At 40.5% G+C, this 21,512-nt stretch carries 18 protein-coding genes; 14 read left to right on the forward strand and 4 right to left on the reverse strand.

Annotated elements, in window-relative coordinates; all coding sequences use genetic code 11:
* The first annotated feature begins 107 nt into the window (after window positions 1–107).
* From L641_RS0101110 to L641_RS0101125, 4 genes are all read left to right on the forward strand, one after another.
* Window positions 108–1,313: an aspartate aminotransferase family protein gene (locus L641_RS0101110; RefSeq protein ID WP_024600888.1), complete on the forward strand. Its 1,206-nt coding sequence runs from the start codon at window positions 108–110 to the stop codon at window positions 1,311–1,313.
* Between the two features lie 81 nt (window positions 1,314–1,394).
* The gene (gene astA / locus L641_RS0101115) at window positions 1,395–2,429 is read left to right on the forward strand and encodes an arginine N-succinyltransferase (RefSeq protein ID WP_013463229.1); all 1,035 of its coding nucleotides are present in this window, start codon (window positions 1,395–1,397) and stop codon (window positions 2,427–2,429) included.
* Window positions 2,430–2,437: 8 nt separating this feature from the next.
* A complete protein-coding gene (gene astD, locus L641_RS0101120) occupies window positions 2,438–3,904 on the forward strand; it encodes a succinylglutamate-semialdehyde dehydrogenase (RefSeq protein WP_024600889.1) in 1,467 nt (488 codons plus the stop codon).
* Window positions 3,905–3,931: 27 nt separating this feature from the next.
* Window positions 3,932–4,735, forward strand: coding sequence for a DUF1338 domain-containing protein (locus L641_RS0101125; protein ID WP_013463227.1), 804 nt, complete (start codon window positions 3,932–3,934; stop codon window positions 4,733–4,735).
* Between the two features lie 213 nt (window positions 4,736–4,948).
* On the opposite strand, the gene L641_RS0101130 is transcribed toward L641_RS0101125, so the two are convergent.
* The gene (locus tag L641_RS0101130) at window positions 4,949–6,229 is read right to left on the reverse strand and encodes a flavohemoglobin expression-modulating QEGLA motif protein (protein WP_024600890.1); all 1,281 of its coding nucleotides are present in this window, start codon (window positions 6,227–6,229) and stop codon (window positions 4,949–4,951) included.
* 146 nt (window positions 6,230–6,375) lie between these two features.
* Here L641_RS0101130 and L641_RS0101135 point away from each other — a divergent pair, with 146 nt between their 5' ends.
* The 7 genes from L641_RS0101135 (at window position 6,376) to L641_RS0101165 (ending at window position 13,188) form a co-directional block, all read left to right on the forward strand.
* Window positions 6,376–6,633: a DUF3081 domain-containing protein gene (locus tag L641_RS0101135; protein ID WP_013463225.1), complete on the forward strand. Its 258-nt coding sequence runs from the start codon at window positions 6,376–6,378 to the stop codon at window positions 6,631–6,633.
* Window positions 6,633–6,935 carry a hypothetical protein gene (locus L641_RS0101140; protein ID WP_024600891.1) on the forward strand — a complete coding sequence of 101 codons (303 nt, stop codon included), beginning with the start codon at window positions 6,633–6,635 and terminating at the stop codon, window positions 6,933–6,935. The genes L641_RS0101135 and L641_RS0101140 overlap by 1 nt, the downstream gene beginning before the upstream one ends.
* Window positions 6,936–7,373: 438 nt before the next feature.
* A complete protein-coding gene (gene betI / locus L641_RS0101145) occupies window positions 7,374–7,949 on the forward strand; it encodes a transcriptional regulator BetI (RefSeq protein WP_024600892.1) in 576 nt (191 codons plus the stop codon).
* 1 nt (window position 7,950) lies between these two features.
* Window positions 7,951–9,414, forward strand: coding sequence for a betaine-aldehyde dehydrogenase (gene betB / locus L641_RS0101150; RefSeq protein ID WP_024600893.1), 1,464 nt, complete (start codon window positions 7,951–7,953; stop codon window positions 9,412–9,414).
* A gap of 9 nt (window positions 9,415–9,423) precedes the next feature.
* Window positions 9,424–11,091 carry a choline dehydrogenase gene (betA, locus tag L641_RS0101155; RefSeq protein WP_008111455.1) on the forward strand — a complete coding sequence of 556 codons (1,668 nt, stop codon included), beginning with the start codon at window positions 9,424–9,426 and terminating at the stop codon, window positions 11,089–11,091.
* Between the two features lie 166 nt (window positions 11,092–11,257).
* Window positions 11,258–12,475: a BCCT family transporter gene (locus tag L641_RS0101160; RefSeq protein WP_008111451.1), complete on the forward strand. Its 1,218-nt coding sequence runs from the start codon at window positions 11,258–11,260 to the stop codon at window positions 12,473–12,475.
* Between the two features lie 8 nt (window positions 12,476–12,483).
* Window positions 12,484–13,188 (forward strand): TorF family putative porin, encoded by a 705-nt coding sequence (locus tag L641_RS0101165; RefSeq protein ID WP_008111449.1) that lies wholly within the window; start codon window positions 12,484–12,486, stop codon window positions 13,186–13,188.
* Window positions 13,189–13,287: 99 nt separating this feature from the next.
* Here the strand turns inward: L641_RS0101165 and L641_RS0101170 are convergent, their stop codons facing one another.
* Both L641_RS0101170 and fdxA read right to left on the reverse strand, forming a co-directional pair.
* Window positions 13,288–15,534, reverse strand: a complete 2,247-nt coding sequence (locus L641_RS0101170) for a carbohydrate binding family 9 domain-containing protein (protein WP_024600894.1) — start codon at window positions 15,532–15,534, stop codon at window positions 13,288–13,290.
* A gap of 141 nt (window positions 15,535–15,675) precedes the next feature.
* Complete coding sequence (fdxA, locus tag L641_RS0101175) at window positions 15,676–15,999, reverse strand: ferredoxin FdxA (RefSeq protein ID WP_008114035.1); 324 nt, start codon at window positions 15,997–15,999, stop codon at window positions 15,676–15,678.
* Between the two features lie 188 nt (window positions 16,000–16,187).
* Between fdxA and L641_RS0101180 the strand changes: the two genes are divergently transcribed.
* Both L641_RS0101180 and L641_RS0101185 read left to right on the forward strand, forming a co-directional pair.
* Entirely contained in the window at window positions 16,188–17,795 is a 1,608-nt protein-coding gene (locus tag L641_RS0101180) for an NAD(P)/FAD-dependent oxidoreductase (RefSeq protein ID WP_024600895.1), read from the forward strand.
* A gap of 92 nt (window positions 17,796–17,887) precedes the next feature.
* The gene (locus L641_RS0101185; protein WP_024600896.1) at window positions 17,888–19,393 is read left to right on the forward strand and encodes an amidase family protein; all 1,506 of its coding nucleotides are present in this window, start codon (window positions 17,888–17,890) and stop codon (window positions 19,391–19,393) included.
* Between the two features lie 29 nt (window positions 19,394–19,422).
* Here L641_RS0101185 and L641_RS0101190 read toward each other — a convergent pair whose 3' ends face one another.
* Window positions 19,423–20,724, reverse strand: a complete 1,302-nt coding sequence (locus tag L641_RS0101190; RefSeq protein ID WP_016899720.1) for a DEAD/DEAH box helicase — start codon at window positions 20,722–20,724, stop codon at window positions 19,423–19,425.
* A 317-nt stretch (window positions 20,725–21,041) separates the two neighbouring features.
* On the opposite strand from L641_RS0101190, the gene L641_RS0101195 reads away from it, so the two are divergent.
* On the forward strand, window positions 21,042–21,509 hold the full coding sequence (locus tag L641_RS0101195; RefSeq protein WP_008115277.1) for a DUF3015 family protein: 468 nt from the start codon (window positions 21,042–21,044) through the stop codon (window positions 21,507–21,509).
* The last annotated feature ends 3 nt before the right edge of the window (window positions 21,510–21,512 follow it).

Here is a 21,512-nt window from a genome sequence, read left to right on the forward strand (position 1 = left end):
TAATGACATTTTTAATAAGTAAAACACATTGTATTGCTGAATCATCCTGACCTTATCGTTATTTTTTCAGCAACGTATTTTTTTATGTGAATAATTTAGGTGTAAAAATGCAAGTAACCAGAGATTTATTTAACGACGTAATGGTCCCTAATTACAACCCTTCGGCTGTTGTTCCTGTTCGCGGTGAAGGCTCACGTGTGTGGGATCAGAACAATAACGAATTTATCGATTTTGCCGGTGGTATTGCAGTTAATTGTTTAGGGCATTGCCATCCTGCATTAGTCGGTGCACTTAAAGAGCAAGGCGAAAAAATTTGGCACTTATCAAATGTAATGACCAATGAGCCAGCTCTTCGTCTAGCTAAAAAAATGGTTGATGCCACGTTTGCTGAAAAAGTTTACTTTGCAAACTCAGGGGCTGAAGCAAACGAAGCAGCATTAAAATTAGCACGTCGCTTTGCACTGGATAAATTTGGTGCTGAAAAAACTAAAATTATTGCTTTCAATAAAGGTTTTCATGGTCGTACATTTTTCACTGTAACAGTGGGTGGCCAAGCTGCTTATTCTGACGGTTTTGGTCCAAAACCTGCTGATATTGTTCATTGTGACTACAATGATATTGCCGCTTTTGAAGCCTTAATTGGTGATGATACCTGTGCGGTAATGATGGAGCCATTACAAGGTGAAGGCGGCATTGTGCCACCAACTAATGAATTTGCACAAAAAGTACGTGAACTGTGTACTAAACACAACGCACTACTTATTTTTGATGAAGTGCAAACAGGCGTTGGCCGTACAGGTCACTTATACGCATACGAAGGCTTAGATGTTATTCCTGATATATTAACTACGGCTAAAGCCTTAGGTGGCGGTTTTCCAATTGGCGCTATGATCACCACCACTGAAATTGCAGCACACCTAAAAGTAGGCACGCATGGGTCTACATATGGTGGTAACCCGTTGGCTTGTGCTGTTGCAGAAGCGGCATTTGATACCGTTAATACGCCTGCTGTATTAGATGGCGTAAAAGAGCGTGAACAAATGTTCCGTGATGGTTTAAATGCAATTAATGAAAAATACCATGTATTTAGCGAAGTCCGTGGTAAAGGCTTACTAATCGGTGCGGTACTAAATGAGAAATTTGAAGGCCGTGCTCGTGACTTTTTAGTAGCAAGTGCAAATAACGGCTTAATGAACTTAGTAGCCGGTATGAACGTTATTCGTTTTACACCTTCATTAGTGATTCCATTTGAGGACATTAAAGAAGGCTTAGCTCGCTTTGAAAAAGCAGTAAGCGATGTAGTAAACGGTTAATAACTAAGTAAAACATAACTAAGTCCTGAGGCAAACACACGTTTACCTCAGGATTTTATATGTTGTTGGAGCAAGTAGTTAATGCAAGTATTACGTCCTATTACTGTCAATGATTTTGCAGCACTTAAAGAGATTGCCATTGAGTCTGGCCATGGCTTTACCTCTTTACCTGTCGATGATGGGCAACTACAAGAAAAAATTGATCGTGCGCAAAACAGTTTTACTAAAAACGTAGATAAGCCCATCGACGAAAGCTATCTATTTGTTTTAGAAGACAGTGAAACCGGCAAGGTAATTGGTACTACCGCCATTGAAGCGGCCGTCGGGTTATCTGTACCTTTGTATCATTATCATCTAGGTAAAACCGTTCACCATTCACCCACTTTAAACGTTTACAATACCGTAGATATTTTGAGTATGTGTAACGACTACACTGGCTGCTCAGAAATATGTACTTTATTTTTACGTGAAGACAGTAGAAAAGGCCTGACGGGACGTTTTTTATCACGTTCACGTTTTTTATTTATGGCGCAACACAGCGAGCGCTTTGCCGACACAGTAATTGCTGAGATGCGTGGTGTTAGCGATGAAGACGGTCACTCGCCATTTTGGCAATGGTTGCAGGAACACTTTTTTAGCATTGAATTCCCACAAGCCGACCATTTAGTGGGATTAGGCGATAAAGTGTTTATTAGCGAACTCATGCCTAAATACCCTATCTATGTGAATTTGCTGAGCAAAAAAGCACAAGCGGTGATTGGCCATGTGCATGATAAAACCAAACCAGCACTTAAACTGCTTGAAAAAGAAGGCTTTGAACACCGCGGATACGTTGATTTATTTGACGCAGGCCCCACAGTAGAAGCAAAGCTCGGTAATATTCGCAGTATTCGTGATTCACAGGTGTGCCCTATTACTATTGGCGAGCTTGAACATATCAATGAGCAAAGCTCAGACACCCTTGCTATTTGTAATCAAGGGGTTAGCGATTTCAGAGCCACATTTACTAAACATGCTCATTACAATCAGGCAAAGCACACCTTAATCATCAGCCAAGAAGTAGCTGATGCACTTCATTTAAAACAAGGAGATGCAGCGCGATTTTTCCGCCTGTAACATTATTTATGAACACACAACTAATTAATAATCAATGGCTTGTAGGCAAAGGCCCAGCGTTTGATTCTATTAACCCAAGTAATGGTGAAATTGTATGGCAAGGTAATGGCGCCAACGCAGAGCAAGTTGACAGTGCCATTAAAGCGGCAAGAGCCGCGCAAGTTCAATGGGCAGACATGCCAATTGAGCAACGTATTACTATTTTAGAAAACTTCGTAGCCCAACTAAAAGAACACAGCGAAGAGTTTGCCACTATTATTGCTCGTGAAACAGGTAAACCGCTATGGGAAACACGCACAGAAGTGGGCGCGATGAAAGGCAAAGTGGCCATTGCGATCCGTGCTTACAATGAACGTACTGGTACAACCGAAAACCCAATGCCTGGTGCAAAAGCCTTTATTCGCCACAAACCTCACGGTGTGGTCGCTATTTTTGGTCCGTATAATTTCCCTGGGCATTTACCAAACGGCCATATTGTACCAGCCATACTAGCCGGTAATACCGTGGTATTTAAACCATCAGAATTAACTCCTCATGTAGCGCAGTTTACGCTAGAACTATGGTTAAAAGCAGGCTTACCTGCTGGGGTTATAAACCTTGTTCAAGGTGAGTTAGAAACAGGTAAAGCGCTGGCCTCACATCAAGATATAGATGGCCTATTTTTTACTGGTAGCTCAAACACAGGTCATTTATTACATAAACAATTTGCCGGCCACCCAGGTAAAATTTTAGCGCTTGAAATGGGCGGTAATAACCCGCTAGTGGTTAAAGATGTTGCTGATGTTAGCGCCGCCGTGCACGATATTATTCAATCGGGCTTTATTACTTCGGGTCAGCGTTGTACTTGTGCACGCCGTTTATTTATTGAAAAGTCGCCCAATGGCGATGCTATTTTAGAAAAGCTGATCAGCGCCACCAAAAATATCCTAGTAGACGATAGCTTTGCGGACGATCAACCTTTTATGGGTGCCATGATCAGTGAAAAAGCCGCATTAGGCATGGTTGCAGCGCAAGCTGAGCTAGTTAAACAAGGTGCTGAGATTCTTGTTGAGCTTAAACAGTTAAAATCAGGCACTGGGTTTGTAAGCCCGGGCATTATTGATGTCACTAATATAAGCGAAATTGCCGATGAAGAACACTTTGGCCCGCTTATAAAAGTATATCGTTACACTGATTTCAATAGCGCTATAACAGAAGCAAACAACACCAGCTTTGGTTTATCTGCTGGTTTACTTGCTGATAGCGAAGATGATTACAGTCACTTTTTAAAACGTATTCGTGCCGGTATTGTTAACTGGAACCGCCCTATTACAGGCGCATCAAGCGCAGCGCCATTTGGTGGTATAGGTGCCAGTGGCAACCACAGAGCCAGTGCATACTACGCTGCAGATTATTGCGCATACCCAGTGGCCTCTGTAGAGTCAGAAAAAGTTAACTTACCGCAAACCCTCGCGCCGGGCTTAATAATTGAATAACAATTTAAATAGATTTAAGGATTTACCATGCATACTGATGTAAACACATTATTTGATAACCTGTGGCAAAACTACCTAAGCGTAACGCCATCGGCTGACAAAATTCATGACCTATTAGGCTCAACGCAAAAAGACGACATAATCAACGATCATATTGCGCTGCGTACTTTTAATATTGAAAAAGTAGGCCTTGAAAAACTAGCTGCACACTTTTTAGCCATTGGCTACAAAGAATGTGGTGAGTACCATTTTGAAGCAAAAAAACTCTACGCTAAGCACTACGAGCACAGCGATCCAACGCAACCTAAAGTGTTTATTTCTGAGTTATTAGTTGAAAAATGTTCACCTGAGCTTCAAGCAATTGTTACTGATATGGTTGCACAAATTGACGAAAGTGCGGTGACTGCCGATAACTTTTTATATTCAGGTACACATTGGCAAGTAAGCACTGATACTTACAAAAAGCTATTAGCAGAGAGCGAATATGCGGCGTGGATGTCTGCGTGGGGTTACCGTGCAAATCACTTTACTGTGAACATTAATACCTTAGCTAAGTTTGATAACATCCATGATGTAAACCAAGCTCTTAAAGATGCTGGTTTTTCACTTAATACCTCAGGGGGTGAAGTAAAAGGCTCACCAGAGGTACTATTAGAGCAATCATCAACATTAGCTGATGAATACGCTGTAACCTTTAGCGATGGCGATATGCGCATTCCTAGCTGTTTTTACGAGTTTGCTATTCGTTATCCAAAACCTGATGGTGAAATTTACACCGGTTTTGTCGCTGCCTCTGCAGACAAAATATTTGAAAGCACCAACGCACGATAACCAAAGTGTGTTGAATTTAAAAAGCCCACTTTTGGGCTTTTTTTATGCCTAATGAATGGTTTAAAACAATTTTATGTATCGATAAAACAATAAAAAATGAGAACAATTAATTGCCCCCTTATGGGCATGCAGGCTTATGTGTGTAAACTTAAACGCAGTTGCTTATTCCCACTGCGTTTTTTACTAAAAAAGGAGCAGCTTTCCTCTTTAATATTATAAAAACAACGGTTTATAGTCATTTTCTAATTGTTCAAAAGACAAATCGCCAATAAATCGACCAAAGCTGAGCCACGTAGCAAGGCCTCTTAAATCTTTAAAATGAGGCGGCACAAATTGCGGATTTTCAATGACACCTAAGTCATGCAATTGCGATATTAATCTAAAGTCATCAATTGATATTTTACCCACCAGCAATAATGGCAACTGATCAATTCGACCAAGCTGTATCGCCACCCTAATTAAGTTGTAAACTAAAACAAAGCCTTTTATGTAAGCAATATCTTTGGTAAAGGGTAAGCCGGTTGCGGTACTGCCTCTAAAAACGCGCTGTGCAAGAGTATAGCTGTCGTCTTTTGATAAACCTTGAGCAACGTAATCTCGGTAAATATCGATAAACTCAGCACCATCAATCACTTTCGTCACCGCTTGAATACGGTTTACTAATTTTGATAAACGACGTGGTGTTGATTTAAGAGTAATAATTTCCGTCAGTACTGCAAGCCCCTCTTGGGTAACCGTAGAGCTTGGTGTGCCTTTACTCAAGCAAGTTAAATAAGGTTGCGCTAAGCCATTTTGAGTGGTGCCTACATGGATCCAGCCCTCGTGCACTTCTAAAATATCTAATTCGCGCTGAGAAAACTTAACATCTTGATTGAGCTTAATATTATTAGCACCTGCTGCCGCATCGCTGACAATACCATCACTTAGCATCACTTCTACGTTTATTCCCGGCATGCTGGCATTGACCTGTTCAGATAAAATCCGCACCGCGTCGCTGGCATCAATATTTTTAGGATCTTCAGGCAAAATATCCGCTGCAAGTAAATTTTTTAAAGGCTGTTCAAGCATATTAGCCAGTTCTGATAGCGATGGCTCACCAGCATGAAACAAATCTTTAGGATGACCAAATAGCTCCACTGATAAGTCATGAAACTCTGGCGTACCGCGGTATTCAAGCATGCTCAGAACCGTTTTATATTCGGTACACATTTTACCCATATATTGTGCAATTGGGTTTAATTGCCCCAACTGGTTAATAATATTGCGGTGCAGTGTTGAAAATGCTTGGCGCAACTCGCTAGGAACAAATCCTAAATCGCGCTGTTGATAATAAGCACGATCAATAAGTGGATTTTTTTGACATTTTTGTCTAAAAAATTCCTCTTTAATTTGTTTATCCCAATTTATTGCATCGAGTATTCTAATAGGTGTTTGCAATGCAATGAGTTGGTCGGATAATTCACGAGTTTTCGAAAGTAACGCTTTGTCTATCATGGTAAAAGCTCAACAAAAAGTGAACTTTGAGCATAATTTATAAATGAAAAATAACAAAGCAATATCATACTTTTTAGACTATTGTTTTTATGATGATCGACCCTCACTTCTATAGCGTATGAGTGATTAAATAAAAGGGACAAACAATGAAAAATGAAATCGACAATAAACAGATTCTAGCGGTTTACGAACGCATTCAACAACGCGGAGAAGTCACAGAAGAAGGTAAATTTTATCAAGGGATCACTGCATATTCTGATATAGATGGCTACACCGTCTATTTACAAGGCAGTGGTGTTTTACTTCGCTTTGGGTTTCATAATACTTATCACCTTGATTATGAACACGACAAACACAAAGACGACTTTTTGAAAAAACTTTACAACATAGCTAATGAAGAGTGATGCGATCAACAAATAGAAGAAACAGACCAACCAGTTCGCGCAATTTGCAGTTTATTAATCAAGTTATTGCGCAATTAAAAGCAGAGCCTGAAAAACTGCAACTCATCAAAAACAACCTTGCTTATTACCGTGCGCAAACGCATTTAAAACGTGGATTTTTACTTGCAATAGAACGTTTTGATTGGGTATTTGAAGCGACCGATAATATTGATGAAATTTGCGACCAAATTATGGCTGATGATTATATTGGCAACCGTTTAAGACGTTATCCTTTGCTCTTTAAAGGCGTTGTTGAAACCTAAACAGCGTCTTTATTTATCTCTTAACTAAGTTAACATTTCTGTAAATTAATCTCATATTTCACTTCCTAAATCTTTTTTCTTGGATCTTCCCACAAACTCGCCTTACCGCTTTTTAAAGTAATCTGCCCACAAAAAATACAATTAGTACTCTAATAGTTATCACACTAATAAATAAATCACTAAAAGTTTCGCCAATTATGTAAACAAATAATTACACCGCAAAAGGCAATCAAAGAAACACACATAACAAATTGTTATTAAACGATATTTTATAAAAACCCAGCTTGTTGATATAACTTCATTTTAGACTTATTTTATTAATTATTTATCCACATTTCAGACACTCACCATTTGCACGAACCTTGAATTGTTAGAGCTATTACCTTAAGCTTATCTTTATTGAACGATCAATTAATAAAAATCATGCCTAAAGTTGGAATGGAACCTGTAAGGCGTCAGCAGCTAATTGACGCAACAATAGAGTCAGTTGCTCAAAAAGGGTTACAAGCAACCACAATTAATAGTATTAGCAAAAATGCGGGGATGTCTTCTGGCATAATTAGCCATTACTTTGGTGGGAAACAGGGGCTAATTGAAGCAACTGTGCGTTACTTACTGTCTAACTTGAAATATGACTTGATCAGCAAAGTAGATGAAAAGACCACGCCAACTCAAAGGTTAATGTTTATTGTTGAATCAAACTTTGCGCTAGTACAACAACGAAAAGACACCACTCGGACGTGGTTAAGTTTTTGGGCGCAATCAATGCACGACAAGGAACTTCATCGTTTACAAAATGTAAACAGCAAACGCTTGCAAAGCAATTTAACCGTTTCATTTAAGCAATTAATGCCTTTAGCGCAAGCAAATCTCGCGGCAGAGTTAACCGCAGCAATGATCGATGGTTTATGGCTACGAGCCGTATTAAGCCAATCAGACGAAAATCAGTTTAAACACAGTGAATCACTGGCTAAAAACTACGTGCATTCACTTATCAAGCAATATGGAGCCTAACGTGACTACACCTATCTATCAAAACTTTATCAACGGTCAATTCCTTGCAAACAAAAGCGGCGAAACATTTGATGTAGTAAATCCTGCAACCGGCCAAGTAATTTATGCCGTTGAAGTTGCCGATGAATACGTTCAAAACGCAGCAATTGAAAGTGCAAAACAAGGCTTTAAAGTTTGGTCAGCCATGACCCCTATTGAGCGCAGCCGTATTTTATTAAACGCCGTTGCTATTTTACGCAAGCGTAATGATGAGCTTGCACTAGTTGAAGTGCTCGATACCGGTAAACCAATGCAAGAAGCTAACTGCGTAGATGTTGAAACAGGCGCAGATGTAATTGAATATTTTGCAGGCCTTGCCCCTGCACAAGTTGGTCAACAACAAATGGTTGGCGATGATTTTTACTACACACGCAAAGAGCCTTTAGGTATTTGTGCTGGTATTGGTGCATGGAACTACCCATTACAAATTGCATGTTGGAAGTCTGGCCCTGCCCTTGCTGCGGGTAATGCATTTATTTTTAAACCTTCAGAAGAAACCCCGCTTGGCGCAATTAAATTAGCCGAGGTATTTATTGAAGCAGGTGTACCCGCTGGCGTATTCAATGTAGTTCAAGGCGCGGGTGAAGTAGGCCAATGGCTTACTGCACATCAAGATATTGAAAAAGTATCGTTTACTGGTGAAGTAGGTACCGGTAAGAAAGTCGTCGCCAGTGCAGCAGGTACATTAAAAGATGTGACTATGGAGCTAGGTGGTAAATCGCCGTTACTTGTCTTTGACGATGCCAATATAGAGCAAGCAGTAAGCGCGGCAATGTTAGGGAACTTTTATACCCAAGGTGAAATTTGTACTAATTGCACTCGTATCTATGTTCACAAAAATGTGTACCAGCAGTTTATTGATGAGCTTAAAACTCGCACCGAAAACAATATTATTGCCGGCGATCCACAAGATTTAAACACTAACTTTGGCGCGCTTATTTCTAAAAAGCATCAAGATTTAGTACTGAGCTACATCAACAAAGGCCTTGAAGAAGGGGCAACGCTATTAACCGGTGGCTCAACGCTTTCACCAGCATCTGCGCCAAATGGTTATTTTGTAGCGCCAACCGTATTTGTTGATTGCAACGATGAAATGACCATCGTTAAAGAAGAAATTTTTGGCCCAGTAATGAGCGTTTTAGTATTTGATGACGAAGATGATGTAATTGCACGTGCTAACTGCACTCACTTAGGTTTAGCTGCTGGCGTATTCACAAGCGATATTAAACGTGCTCATCGCGTTATTCATCAGCTACAAGCGGGGATTTGTTGGATCAATGCTTACGGTAACTCGCCGGCAGAAATGCCTGTAGGTGGCTATAAGCAATCAGGTATCGGCCGCGAAAACGGCATACAAACGCTTGATCATTACACGCAAACTAAGTCTGTTTATGTTGGTATGGCTGACATAGAAAGCCCATTTTAAGGAATCATTATGAACCACTCTTTTGATTATATTATTGTAGGCGCGGGCTCAGCAGGTTGTGTGTTAGCAAATCGCTTGTCTGAAGATTCAAGTAACAAGGTATTGTTACTTGAAACCGGCGGCAGCGATAAAAGCATCTTTATTAAAATGCCCACTGCTCTGTCGATTCCAATGAATACCGATAAGTATGCGTGGCAATTTCATACGCAGCCAGAAAAGTACTTAGATAACCGTGAAATGCACTGCCCACGCGGTAAAGTGCTTGGCGGCTCATCATCTATTAATGGCATGGTGTATGTACGTGGTCATGCGAAAGATTTTGATGAATGGCAGCAACATGGCGCTAATGGCTGGGATTATCAAGCCTGTTTACCGTATTTTAAAAAAGCAGAAAGTTTTTACCTAGGTGAAAACAGCCATCGTGGTGGAAAAGGCCCCCTTGGCGTTAATAACGGTAATAACATGGAAAACCCTTTGTATAGCGCCTTTATTGATGCTGGTGCTCAAGCGGGTTATGCCACTACAGCTGATTATAATAGTGCTCAACAAGAAGGCTTTGGCCCTATGCACATGACCGTTAAAAACGGTGTGCGCAGCTCAGCCTCTCGTGAATATTTAGATCCGATTAAGCATCGCAGTAATTTAACAATTGTAACCGGTGCACTTGCGCAGCGCGTTATTTTAGACGGTAAAAAAGCAACCGGTATTGAATACAAGCTCAATGGCACAGTTAAAACAGCCAAAGCAAATAAAGAGGTTATTTTAAGTGCGGGCTCTATCGGTTCACCTCACCTGTTACAACTGTCCGGTATTGGTGATACACAAATACTTGAAAAAGCAGGTGTTGAAGTAAAACATCACCTACCAGGTGTTGGTCAAAACTTGCAAGATCATCTCGAGTTTTACTTTCAATATAAGTGTAAACAACCCATTACTTTAAACGGTAAATTAGGCTTGTTTTCAAAAGGCTTGATTGGTGCAAAATGGCTGCTTACCCGTAAAGGTTTAGGCTCAACTAATCACTTTGAATCATGTGCGTTTATTCGCTCAAAACCCGGTGTTGAATGGCCAGATATTCAGTATCACTTTTTACCGGCAGCAATGCGTTACGATGGACGCAGTGCTTTTGCAGGGCATGGTTTTCAAGTGCATGTAGGTCATAACAAACCTAAAAGTCGTGGCAGTGTCACCATTGCATCAGCTGATCCAACACAACCACCAAAAATTGTGTTTAATTATCTTGAGCATCAAGACGACATTGAAGGCTTTAGAGCGTGCGTACGTTTAACGCGTGAAATCATTGAACAACCTGCCTTTGACAATTTCCGTGGTGAAGAAATTCAACCAGGGCAACAAGTTCAAACTGATGAGCAAATTGATGCCTTTGTGCGCCAAGCAGTAGAAAGTGCTTACCACCCTTCTTGCTCTTGTAAAATGGGTGAAGACGCCATGGCGGTGGTTAATTCAAACACTCAAGTGCATGGCATGCAAAGCTTGCGTGTGGTTGACTCGTCAATTTTTCCAACAATACCTAACGGTAATTTAAATGCGCCTACCATTATGGTTGCCGAAAAAGCCGCTGATATTATTTTAGGAAATAAGCCCTTAGCTCATACAGGAGTTGATGTTGTGAATGCCACTGATTGGCAAACTACACAACGAAATAAAACCCTTTAATTTAGCCTGCCATAAAGGCCACTCCTTTAAGCAAAATGCTTTAAGGAGTGCCTTTATGCGCCTTGCAGTGGCTCACAAGCATAAATAGGTTATGCCTGTGTTAATGCAAGCACAATAAAAAACGGAGTATATATGTGTTACTTTTATTCATTCTGGGAGGGCGATAATGACTATTTGGCTTAATGCTGGCATTATTTTCACCTTACTTGCGATTGTTGCTATTTTAATTAAATGGGGCAATGTACGCGTAGTAGGCGTCACACCAGTGAGAACATTCACCTTTATAGCAATCCTGTTTACCTCGGGCCTAGACGTTGGCCTCATTATGTTTCCTTTAACCGAATTTGCCGGTTATGCAGACATAAAAGCAAGCCCAGAATATGCATTTGCCAACCCTCTCTCTATTGAGTTTGGTTATTGGGGATTTTTAATTTGGGGATTTTATTTTCTTACGTGCTTTTATTTCTGTGTAATAGAACCCAAAGTAAAATTTTTTGAAATTCCATGGGTTAAATTTTTAAACAACGTAGTTATCATTGGTACTTGTGCGTTTACCGCTTACTTACTATTGAGCAACCTACCGTGGTATTTACCTGAACTCGGAGACGGCTCAAATGTTATTCCTGAGTTTTACTTAATCGTGCTTGCCGCTATTTGTTTTGCGGTGTATTCAAGCACCGATATTAAATATGTTCGTTTTTTAAGCATTGCTACTACTTGGTTGTTTATCGCGTTAATTGGTTTTATGTGGGCTGATGCCTTCTTATTTGGCGATAGCGAACTCTCTGCATTTACTAAAAACATTGGATTAATTGGTAATTACTTTGCCAACATCAATGAGTTTGTATTACCACTGAATGATTACCATGAGTTTTACTTATTTTGGTGGTTTGCGTGGAGCATTATGATTGGTCAATTTACATCGCGTTTTGTGGGCGGTTTAAAAACCTATCAAGTCCTTGGTGCTATGCTGATTTTCCCATCGATTCCAATCGCTATCTGGTTTAGTGTGTTATATCACTACCATGAAGCCGGTATTCCAACCGAGGGAATCAAAAACTTTGCTATGGTGTTTGTAGGTATCGTATTTGTTATTAACTCGCTCGATTCACTGATTCGTTTATACACAGATAATTTAAACCTAACCGTAAAACGCTTTGGTAAATTTAAATATATTGCCATGAACGTTGTCGCTTTGTCGCTACTAACATTGCTATTTAAGCTTGAGTTTTTGCAAATTCAATGGGTGGGTGCTTTAGTTATAGGGTTATTCTTTATTTGCCTTGGTTTTATTGCCTACAGCAAACTTAAAACGGTCAGCAATATCGAAGGATCGCCTAAAGCGAATAAAATTGATTACACAAAAATAGAAACTATCAGCTAGTAAAACACATGAACAATAAATTAAAACAACTTTTTATCGCTTTACCGTTCACCGTTTTATCAACAACGGCAGCGGCTAACTGGTCAACAACGATTACGGCTGCATCTGATTACACCTTTAATGGTGTATCACAAACAGATAACGATCCGGCACTGCAAGCAAGCCTTGACTACGCGTATGATAACGGTGTTTATGCCGGTGTATGGGCATCAAACGTAGATTTTGGTGATGACACCGACTTTGAACTAGATGCTTATGTAGGCCGATACATTCAGTTAAACGAACAAGTAAGCCTGGATTACGGTATTGCTTATTACACTTACCAAGGTAATAACAGCGATGGTAACTACGCCGAAGCGTATACTAAATTTGGTTACACCAGTGACTACGGCCAAACAGAGCTTAACTTTTGGTACAGCTGGGATTACTTTGGCTACGATACTGGCCATGTGATTTCTATGATTGCGCACACTTACGAGCTTGCGCCAAATCATGCGATTCGTGCCAGCTTTGATATTTCAAACTCACTCGATGGCAATAAGTTCCAATGGGATGAAGCTAAGGGCGACAAATCGTATTATCACTACCGCTTAGCATACCAAACGAGCTATGAAGGGTTTGGCATTGAAGTGGCTGCTGAGAATACCAGCCTAGATTACGATTACGCAGATGAGCGAATTGTACTTGCTATCTCACGTACATTTGACTTGTAATAACTAGGTTTACCATTTAGTAAACACAAAAAAACACGCTACCCAGTAGCGTGTTTTTTTATTGCCTAGCAAAATCTTACTTTTATATTATTTATAGCGTTATAACTGCCACGCATAACTGACTTTAGTAAAGAAAGTACGTTGGTCTCGCTCAATGCTTTTTAACGAGTCATCCTGATAACCTTTATCTGAATACCCTAAGTAAAATAAGGTTTGTGCGTTAATTTTGTATGAGTACACCAGCTGACTACCGTAATCTTTGTTGATTTCGCTAACCTGATAAAAGTAAGCATCCTCATTTCTGTCTATATCTTCAAACTGTAAAATCAGCTTAAGCATAGCGCGCATACTAAACTTATAATAAAGCCTAAAATCAATAAGGTTTGCGGTAAAAACACGTCGCCCTTGGTAATCATCTAAATGGCTATAATTATGCCTAACATCGACCTGCCAATGGTTATTAATATCCCAAACAGCCTGCGATTGTGTGGTTAAAACATCGCCTAGCTGCTCATTAGTGTAATCTATACGGCTTGCGTATTCGGCATATAACGATAATCTCAGATCTTTTGACGGTCTAAAAGCCGTATAAAAATAACCAATATTTTGGTTATAAAACTTGCCGTTATAATTTTCATAGCGATTTAATAAACCCAGCTCAAATACAGACTGCTTTTGACCTTGAAAGGTCATGTAACCTTCGTATTCTTCTTCAAGTAACTCGCCATTTTGCGCCCAGGTTTTATCCCAATCGGCGGTGTATGACCAGGTTGTTAGCATGTCATGTTCATCACCATACCAAGTTTGTCCGCCACCAAAGCCTACTTTTTCATAGTCTACCTTTTCTTGATAACCTAAATCGGTGCGGTAATCCTCACCAATATTGTCATAGGTCGCGTAGAGCTTATAATCACGCTTATCGCGTGTCAGCTTTAATGCATACGCCATATCCGACTGAGTGTCTGCTAAATTGTAGTTATCAACTAAAAACGGCGAGTTGTTGGTATCAGCATGGGCTATTTGGTAATTAAGCGTATCTGACTGATTAAACCAATAGCTGCCATCAACCGATAACACCGTATTATGGTAATCACTACTTTCTCTATATGTTGAAGTGACACCAATAGTACCTTGTTGGCCAATATCATATTGGTATCGAGCCACCGCCGCCTTAGTTTTATCATTTAGGCTGGCAAAGCCTGAGCCTTGGTTGCTGGGCAGTAAAACATTACTGTTGTCGTCATCGGCAAACATTAGCGCATAACTGTGGCTATCGGTTTTACCGGTGAGCTTTGCACCAATATTAGGCTCAGCTATGGTACGGGTATAAAGCAGTTCAAATAAATTACTTTTAAAATAAGACGCGCCATCTAAGAAAAACGGGCGTTTTTCTGCGTAATAAATAGAATATGTGGTGTTTACATCCAGTTCTAACGAATCGGTTTCTACCTGAGAAAAGTCTGGATTTATGGTGGCATTGATCACGGCATCTTTGGTGATTCCCCAACGAAGATCAAGCCCTACTTCAGTGTCTACATCGCCATTATCCCACGCACCCGGTACCTGTGTTTTTTGATCGTTTCTCAGTGCGGTTAATGTTGGCGTTAGCTGTAGGTTTTTACTTGGTGCTAAATTATTAAATCCGCTTATTTTGTCAAACTGACATAAACTACATTTAATATCACGGTCAAAGCCTGTGCTTGATAATTGATACAACACATCACGCTGATAGTTGCGCATTACAGCAAAACCCCAGGTAGATTGATCTTTATTTTGCGCAAATCGCAGCGCTTTAAACGGAATACGCATTTCAACTACGTAACCTTGCTCGTTTATGGTACCGGCACTGTCCCAAATGGCATCCCACGATAAGTCTGACACCCATTCATCGGTATCCGTCATGCGAAGGTCACCTTGAGCGCCCAGTGGGTTTACATAAAACTCATAGCCTGTACGTTCATCGTTAAAGGTATCAATCACCAAACCGACAGTATCATCTTGCCAGAGGGTATCTCTGTCACGAAGCGCCGCGCGAATTTTACTCGGATCGGGGTCGTAAGCTACAAACGCCACATATAAATTATGACCATCGTCATAAAGGTATGCATCTGTTTTTACTGGCGGTGTGCCTTTTTCATTCGGCTCATCTTGGTAATTTACCGCAACATGTGTTGCTTGTTGCCAATGTGGCTCGTTAAGCACGCCATCTACATCAATATTTTTATTAATGTGCGCGAGTTGATAATTAAGCTTATCGGCAAGTGCATTAGGGCTGAGAGTTAAACCGAGGCTGAAGCTGATAAAAAACAGCAATGTTGTTATTTTTATAGGTATAAAGTACTGCATAAACATCCATTTAGGTTTATTTACTTGTTAAAAGTAAACTTTGCTCAGGAGTGTAAATTATACAGGTACATTTGTTAATAGTTGCGCGCTATTATTTGCAATAAAATTAACAAAAAACTAATACACAACGAAGTGGAATGATTATGTGTCGAGAAGTTTTAATTTATTAGCCACACCATTCCAGCTATCGGCATCTTCCGGGGCGGGTTTAACTTGCGTTATACGTGGCCATATTTCTGCTAGCTCCGCATTTAATTGGGTAAACTCTTTTTGCGATTCAGGTAATTCATCTTCTTGAAAAATAGCATCAGCGGCACACTCAGGTACGCATAAACCACAGTCAATACAGTCAATAGGGCTAATAGCCAAAAAATTAGGACCTTCAAAAAATGCATCTGCAGGGCATACTGATACGCAATCAGTGTACTTACATTTTATACAATTTTCGGTGACTACAAACGCCATAATGGTTTAATACCTAATGTTTCACAATAACAGCTGCGGATCATACCCAACCCTTACCAAAACACAATAAATAAGTGCCAAAAGTGGGCAATTTAACGTAACATATGGCGCTTATAAATCAGCGCTTTGTGCACACCCCTTATTGTGAGCGGAATTTAATCCCCGCTATGACACCTAAAGAGATATTAATGATACGTTTAACCGAAATAAAGCTGCCGCTTGACCATGACGAAAATGCCATTGGCCAAGCCATCATCAATAAATTAAATATAAGCCCAGAGCAGCTACACAGCTACAATGTGTTTAAACGCGGTTACGATGCACGTAAAAAAAGCGCCATTTTACTGATTTACACGCTTGATGTTGAAGTGGATAACGAAGCACAACTGTTAAGCTCGTTTGAAAAAGACCAACACGTTAAAGTCTCCCCTGACACCAACTACAAATTTGTAGCGCACGCCAATAGCAGTATTAAAGAACGCCCTGTGGTAATTGGCTTTGGCCCTTGTGGCTTATTTGCCGGTTTAGTGTTGGCACAAATGGGCTTTAACCCAATTATTTTAGAGCGCGGTAAAGAAGTGCGTGAGCGCACCAAAGACACCTTTGGCTTTTGGCGTAAAAAGGCCCTTAATACAGAATCAAACGTACAGTTTGGTGAAGGTGGCGCAGGCACGTTCTCAGACGGTAAGCTCTACAGCCAAGTAAAAGACCCTAAACATTATGGTCGTAAAGTCATTACTGAGTTTGTAGAGGCTGGTGCTCCTGAAGAAATTTTATACGTGAGTAAGCCGCATATTGGTACCTTTAAACTGGTAACCATGATTGAAAAAATGCGCGCCCGAATTATAGAACTTGGTGGAGAAATTCGTTTTAGCACGCGCGTTGACGATATCCATTTAGACAACGGCCAAGTGACTGGGCTTACGCTTTCTAATGGTGAACAGCTCGAAACTCGCCATGTGATATTAGCGGTTGGCCACAGTGCCCGCGATACGTTTAAAATGATCCACGATAAAGGCATTTATGTTGAAGCTAAACCCTTTTCAGTGGGCTTTAGAATAGAACATAAGCAATCAATGATTGATGAATGCCGCTTTGGCGATAATGCGGGTAACCCTATTTTAGGCTCTGCAGATTACAAATTAGTACACCATTGTAATAACGGCCGTACTGTATATAGCTTTTGTATGTGCCCTGGCGGCACAGTAGTTGCCGCAACATCTGAAGAAGGCCGAGTCGTCACCAATGGCATGAGCCAATATTCACGTAGTGAACGAAATGCGAACAGCGCTATTGTAGTGGGTATTTCGCCAGAAAAAGACTTCCCTGGGCATCCCCTAGCCGGCATTGATTTACAGCGTAAACTAGAAGAGCAAGCCTATGAACTTGGTGGTAAAAACTACGATGCCCCTGCACAGCTTATTGGCGACTTTTTAAAAGGTAAATCATCGGCTAATTTAGGGGATGTACAGCCTTCGTATACGCCAGGTATAAAACTGACTGATTTAAGCAACGTATTACCTCCTTTTGCGATTGAAGCCTTGCGTGAAGCAATTCCTGCTTTTAACAAGCAAATTCGTGGTTTTTCAACTAATGATGGCTTACTCACTGGGGTAGAAACGCGTACTTCATCACCAATAAGTATCAAGCGCGATAAAACCTTCCAAAGTATTAATACTAAAGGGCTTTACCCTGCAGGTGAAGGCGCGGGTTATGCGGGTGGTATTTTATCAGCGGGCATTGATGGTATTAAAGCCGCAGAGGCGGTTGCGTTATCGATGCTAGAAAACGCCTAACTCGATTTAATCGACCTTTATCGAAAAACCTCACATTGTGAGGTTTTTTTGTGCTAAAAATAACCTGTGTTTCCATAAAATAGATAATAACAATGAGTATAAAACGGCTACTTTTAACATTATGTGTTTGTACAATAACTAACTTACACGCAGCGGCTAACAATACAGAGCTTAAAACCATTAGTGACATTCACAGTGCCTATAAAAATAATAGCACTACAGCTGAACAGCTTACCCGCACTTATATCGACAGAATAAACGCGCTCAATCCTAAAAGTAATGCGGTAATTAGTATTGAGCCCACTGCAATTGAACAAGCCAAACAACTCGATGCACTATTTAAAGCCGGAAAATGGGCAGGCCCTTTACATGGTATTGCGGTATTACTAAAAGATAACATTGAAACAACAGGTACATTACCCACTACAGCGGGCTCATTAGCACTTAAAAATAACATTACCAATAAAGATGCCTTTGTGGTTAAACAATTACGCCAAGCAGGCGCTATTATTTTAGGCAAAGCGAACTTAAGTGAATGGGCTAATTTTCGCTCATCGTATTCGTCATCTGGTTGGAGTGCAATAGGTGGGCAAACCCATAACGCCCATGATGTAACGCGTAATCCGTGTGGTTCAAGCTCGGGCTCTGCTGTGGCGGTTGCTTTAAATTTTGCGCCTATTGCGCTGGGCACAGAAACCGATGGTTCAATTACCTGTCCTGCTTCGGTTAATGGGGTGTACGCCATAAAACCCAGTATGGGACAAGTTTCGCGCGCAGGCGTGGTGCCACTTTCTAGTAGCCAAGATTCGGTAGGCCCAATGGCACATTCTTTAAAAGATGCACTCGCAGTATTGTCCGTCATTCAAGGGGAAGACCCTAATGATGTATCAACACTCAACGTAAATAGAAAGCTTGATAGTATAGCGCCTAAGCCGTCACTGAGAATAGGCGCTTTACCTGCCAGTAAGTTTACTGTGGAAACACAAAAACTTTACGCTAAACAGCTACAAGCATTAAAAGACGCAGGTCATACCGTTGTCAATGTTGAAGTAAAAGATGATTTAAGCACACTTTACGTTGATGAATACGCTATATTGCTTTACGACTTTAAAGCCGAAATTAATCACTATTTAAGCCAAACACCAACGCAAGTAACGGTAAAAAGTTTAGACGATTTAATCGCATTCAATACCGCAAATAAAAAGCAAGAAATGCTCTACTTTGAGCAAGATATTTTACAGCAAGCCAACGCGGTTGATTTGAGTGAGAAACAACAATATCAAAAAACCAAAGCGCGATATCAAGCACTTGCAAACCGCGCTATTAGCAATTTATACCGCAATAATAAGCTCGATATTGTAATTGCCCCCACCGTTTCGCCGGCGTGGAAAACCGATTTAATTAACGGCGATAACTTTAAAGGCAGTAGTAGTTCATTGCCTGCCATTGCAGGGACAACTCATATTACTTTACCGGTTGGTAAAGTAAGCCACTTACCGGTTGGTTTATCAGTTATAGCTAATCAGAACGCTGAAGCGGCTGCTTATGCGTACGCTGCTATTATCGATAATGTATTAGGCATAAAAAAACCTGAGTAAACTCAGGTTTTTTTAATGGCTTAGCTATCTTACTTTTTAAGTGATAGCTTTTCGCCTTTTAAGCTTTTACGTACATTAGAAATACGCGAACGGTTCTTCGCTCTCGCTTCACCGGTAGCTTGGCCTGATGGCTTATTAGCACGGGTGCGGCGTAAATGCGCTGGCTTTTTACCAATTTTATCAATCAGTACTTCACGATTACTTACTTCGTAACCTTCTAAGTAAACACGTTTAATTTTTTGACCAATTAAGGTTTCAATTTCAAACAACATGTTTTCTTCTTCGCGGCTAACAAACGAAATTGCTTGTCCTTGGTTACCAGCACGACCTGTACGGCCAATACGGTGTACGTAATCTTCAGCAAGCCAAGGTAAATCAATATTAATAACGCGCGGTAAACCGTCAATATCAATACCACGTGCTGCAACTTCTGTTGCAACTAGAACGCGTACTTTGCCTTCTTTGAATTCACGTAACGCACGACGACGGTTACCCTGCGATTTATCACCATGACACACTGCCGCTGGGATACCGTCTAGGTTAAGCTCAGTGACTAGCTCATCTGCGGTTTCTTTCATGTTTACAAACACCAGCACTTGCTGCCAGTTTTTCTTACCAATTAGCTCAGAAAGTAACTCTTGCTTACGGCGCTCTTCTACCGGGTAAACCACGTGTTGTACTGTGCTTGCGGTGCTGTTAGTTTGATCAACACGCACAATTTCAGGTTGCTTTAGCACTTTAGAGGCAAATTGTTTAATTGCTGCTGGGAAAGTTGCTGAAAACAATAAGATTTGACGCTCATCAGCACAGCTTTTTATCACGCTTTGCATGTCATTAATAAAGCCCATATCGAGCATACGGTCAGCTTCATCAAGTACTAAGTGTTTTACTTGGGCAAGGCTTAAGTTACCTAAACGAATATGATCAAGTAAACGCCCTGGTGTTGCTACTACAATATCCACACCTTCTTTGAGTGCAATTTCTTGTCCTGCGGTATTAACACCACCAAATAAACTCACTACTTTTAGCGAAGTGTACTTAGCAAAGTCTTTAAAGTTATTCGCTATTTGCTCTGCAAGCTCACGCGTAGGCGCAAGGACTAAGGCGCTTGGCGCATTCGTAGTACTGCAATCTGACTCAAATAACTTTTGGATAATAGGGAGTGCAAAGGCAGCGGTTTTACCTGTGCCGGTTTGTGCACTCGCTAAAACGTCTTTACCTTTACGAACAGCCGGAATAGCTGCGCGCTGAATGGGCGTAAGGGTGTGGTAATTAAGTTCGTCTAACGCCTGAATAAGTTCAGGGGCAAAACTAAAAGATTTAAAATTCATTGCTGTATAACCTGCGGCCACATTATCAAGGGTCGCAAATTATACAGTAAAATCGCTTAAACAGTTAGTTTTAAACACCAGAAACCACTAATTTATAAAATGCAGGGTAATTAGCTATTATTAGCCGCTGTTTGAATTAGCTAAATGATTTTAACTCGCAATATTAATCCTCGCTTATTCACTTCTTTATTGCGATTTTATAAACTTTACACCGTTCTTTTACATTGTGTTACATAACCATTTGCATTTAAATAAAAAAAGCAGGTACACTTTCCCGCCCATTTTGTTGGGTGAATATAAATTAAAGGAAATTAATAATGATAAAAAGATGTTTAACTGCTGCGGTATTAGTAAGCGCGTTTGTTTCAATGCCGTCACAAGCAAAAAGTGGCATCAACCCATGGCAACAATGTGGTATTGGCGCGATGGTTTTCCCAGATAATGGCGTTGCTGCAGCAATTTCTAATATTATTTGGGATTTAGGCACAACTGCAGTGTCTTCTAACATCTCTTCAGTAGAAAGTTGTGAAGGCGCTAACGTAAAAACAGCGCAGTTTATTCAACAAACTTTTCCTGTATTAGAACAAGAAATAGCACAGGGTGAAGGCGAGTATATCGCTGCAATGCTTAACGTACGTGGTTGTGATGTAACTGCACATCAACAAATTATCACTTCGGTACGTAACGATTACGCAAACGCGCCAATAGACAATGCACAAGCATTTTATGAATTAGTTGAAGGTAAAATTACAACTAACTTTTCATCTCAATGCGCTGCAATCTAATAA

The organism is Pseudoalteromonas sp. TB41, from assembly GCF_000497975.1.
Taxonomy (GTDB): domain Bacteria; phylum Pseudomonadota; class Gammaproteobacteria; order Enterobacterales; family Alteromonadaceae; genus Pseudoalteromonas; species Pseudoalteromonas tetraodonis.

Bases quoted from the DNA above. Each gene is read 5' to 3' on its own strand.
- L641_RS0101110 (WP_024600888.1), top strand. From the start codon at position 108: ATGCAAGTAACCAGAGATTTATTTAACGACGTAATGGTCCCTAATTAC.
- astA (WP_013463229.1), top strand. From the start codon at position 1,395: ATGCAAGTATTACGTCCTATTACTGTCAATGATTTTGCAGCACTTAAA.
- astD (WP_024600889.1), top strand. From the start codon at position 2,438: ATGAACACACAACTAATTAATAATCAATGGCTTGTAGGCAAAGGCCCA.
- L641_RS0101125 (WP_013463227.1), top strand. From the start codon at position 3,932: ATGCATACTGATGTAAACACATTATTTGATAACCTGTGGCAAAACTAC.
- L641_RS0101130 (WP_024600890.1), bottom strand. From the start codon at position 6,229: ATGATAGACAAAGCGTTACTTTCGAAAACTCGTGAATTATCCGACCAA.
- L641_RS0101135 (WP_013463225.1), top strand. From the start codon at position 6,376: ATGAAAAATGAAATCGACAATAAACAGATTCTAGCGGTTTACGAACGC.
- L641_RS0101140 (WP_024600891.1), top strand. From the start codon at position 6,633: ATGCGATCAACAAATAGAAGAAACAGACCAACCAGTTCGCGCAATTTG.
- betI (WP_024600892.1), top strand. From the start codon at position 7,374: ATGGAACCTGTAAGGCGTCAGCAGCTAATTGACGCAACAATAGAGTCA.
- betA (WP_008111455.1), top strand. From the start codon at position 9,424: ATGAACCACTCTTTTGATTATATTATTGTAGGCGCGGGCTCAGCAGGT.
- L641_RS0101160 (WP_008111451.1), top strand. From the start codon at position 11,258: ATGACTATTTGGCTTAATGCTGGCATTATTTTCACCTTACTTGCGATT.
- L641_RS0101165 (WP_008111449.1), top strand. From the start codon at position 12,484: ATGAACAATAAATTAAAACAACTTTTTATCGCTTTACCGTTCACCGTT.
- L641_RS0101170 (WP_024600894.1), bottom strand. From the start codon at position 15,534: ATGCAGTACTTTATACCTATAAAAATAACAACATTGCTGTTTTTTATC.
- fdxA (WP_008114035.1), bottom strand. From the start codon at position 15,999: ATGGCGTTTGTAGTCACCGAAAATTGTATAAAATGTAAGTACACTGAT.
- L641_RS0101180 (WP_024600895.1), top strand. From the start codon at position 16,188: ATGATACGTTTAACCGAAATAAAGCTGCCGCTTGACCATGACGAAAAT.
- L641_RS0101185 (WP_024600896.1), top strand. From the start codon at position 17,888: ATGAGTATAAAACGGCTACTTTTAACATTATGTGTTTGTACAATAACT.
- L641_RS0101190 (WP_016899720.1), bottom strand. From the start codon at position 20,724: ATGAATTTTAAATCTTTTAGTTTTGCCCCTGAACTTATTCAGGCGTTA.
- L641_RS0101195 (WP_008115277.1), top strand. From the start codon at position 21,042: ATGATAAAAAGATGTTTAACTGCTGCGGTATTAGTAAGCGCGTTTGTT.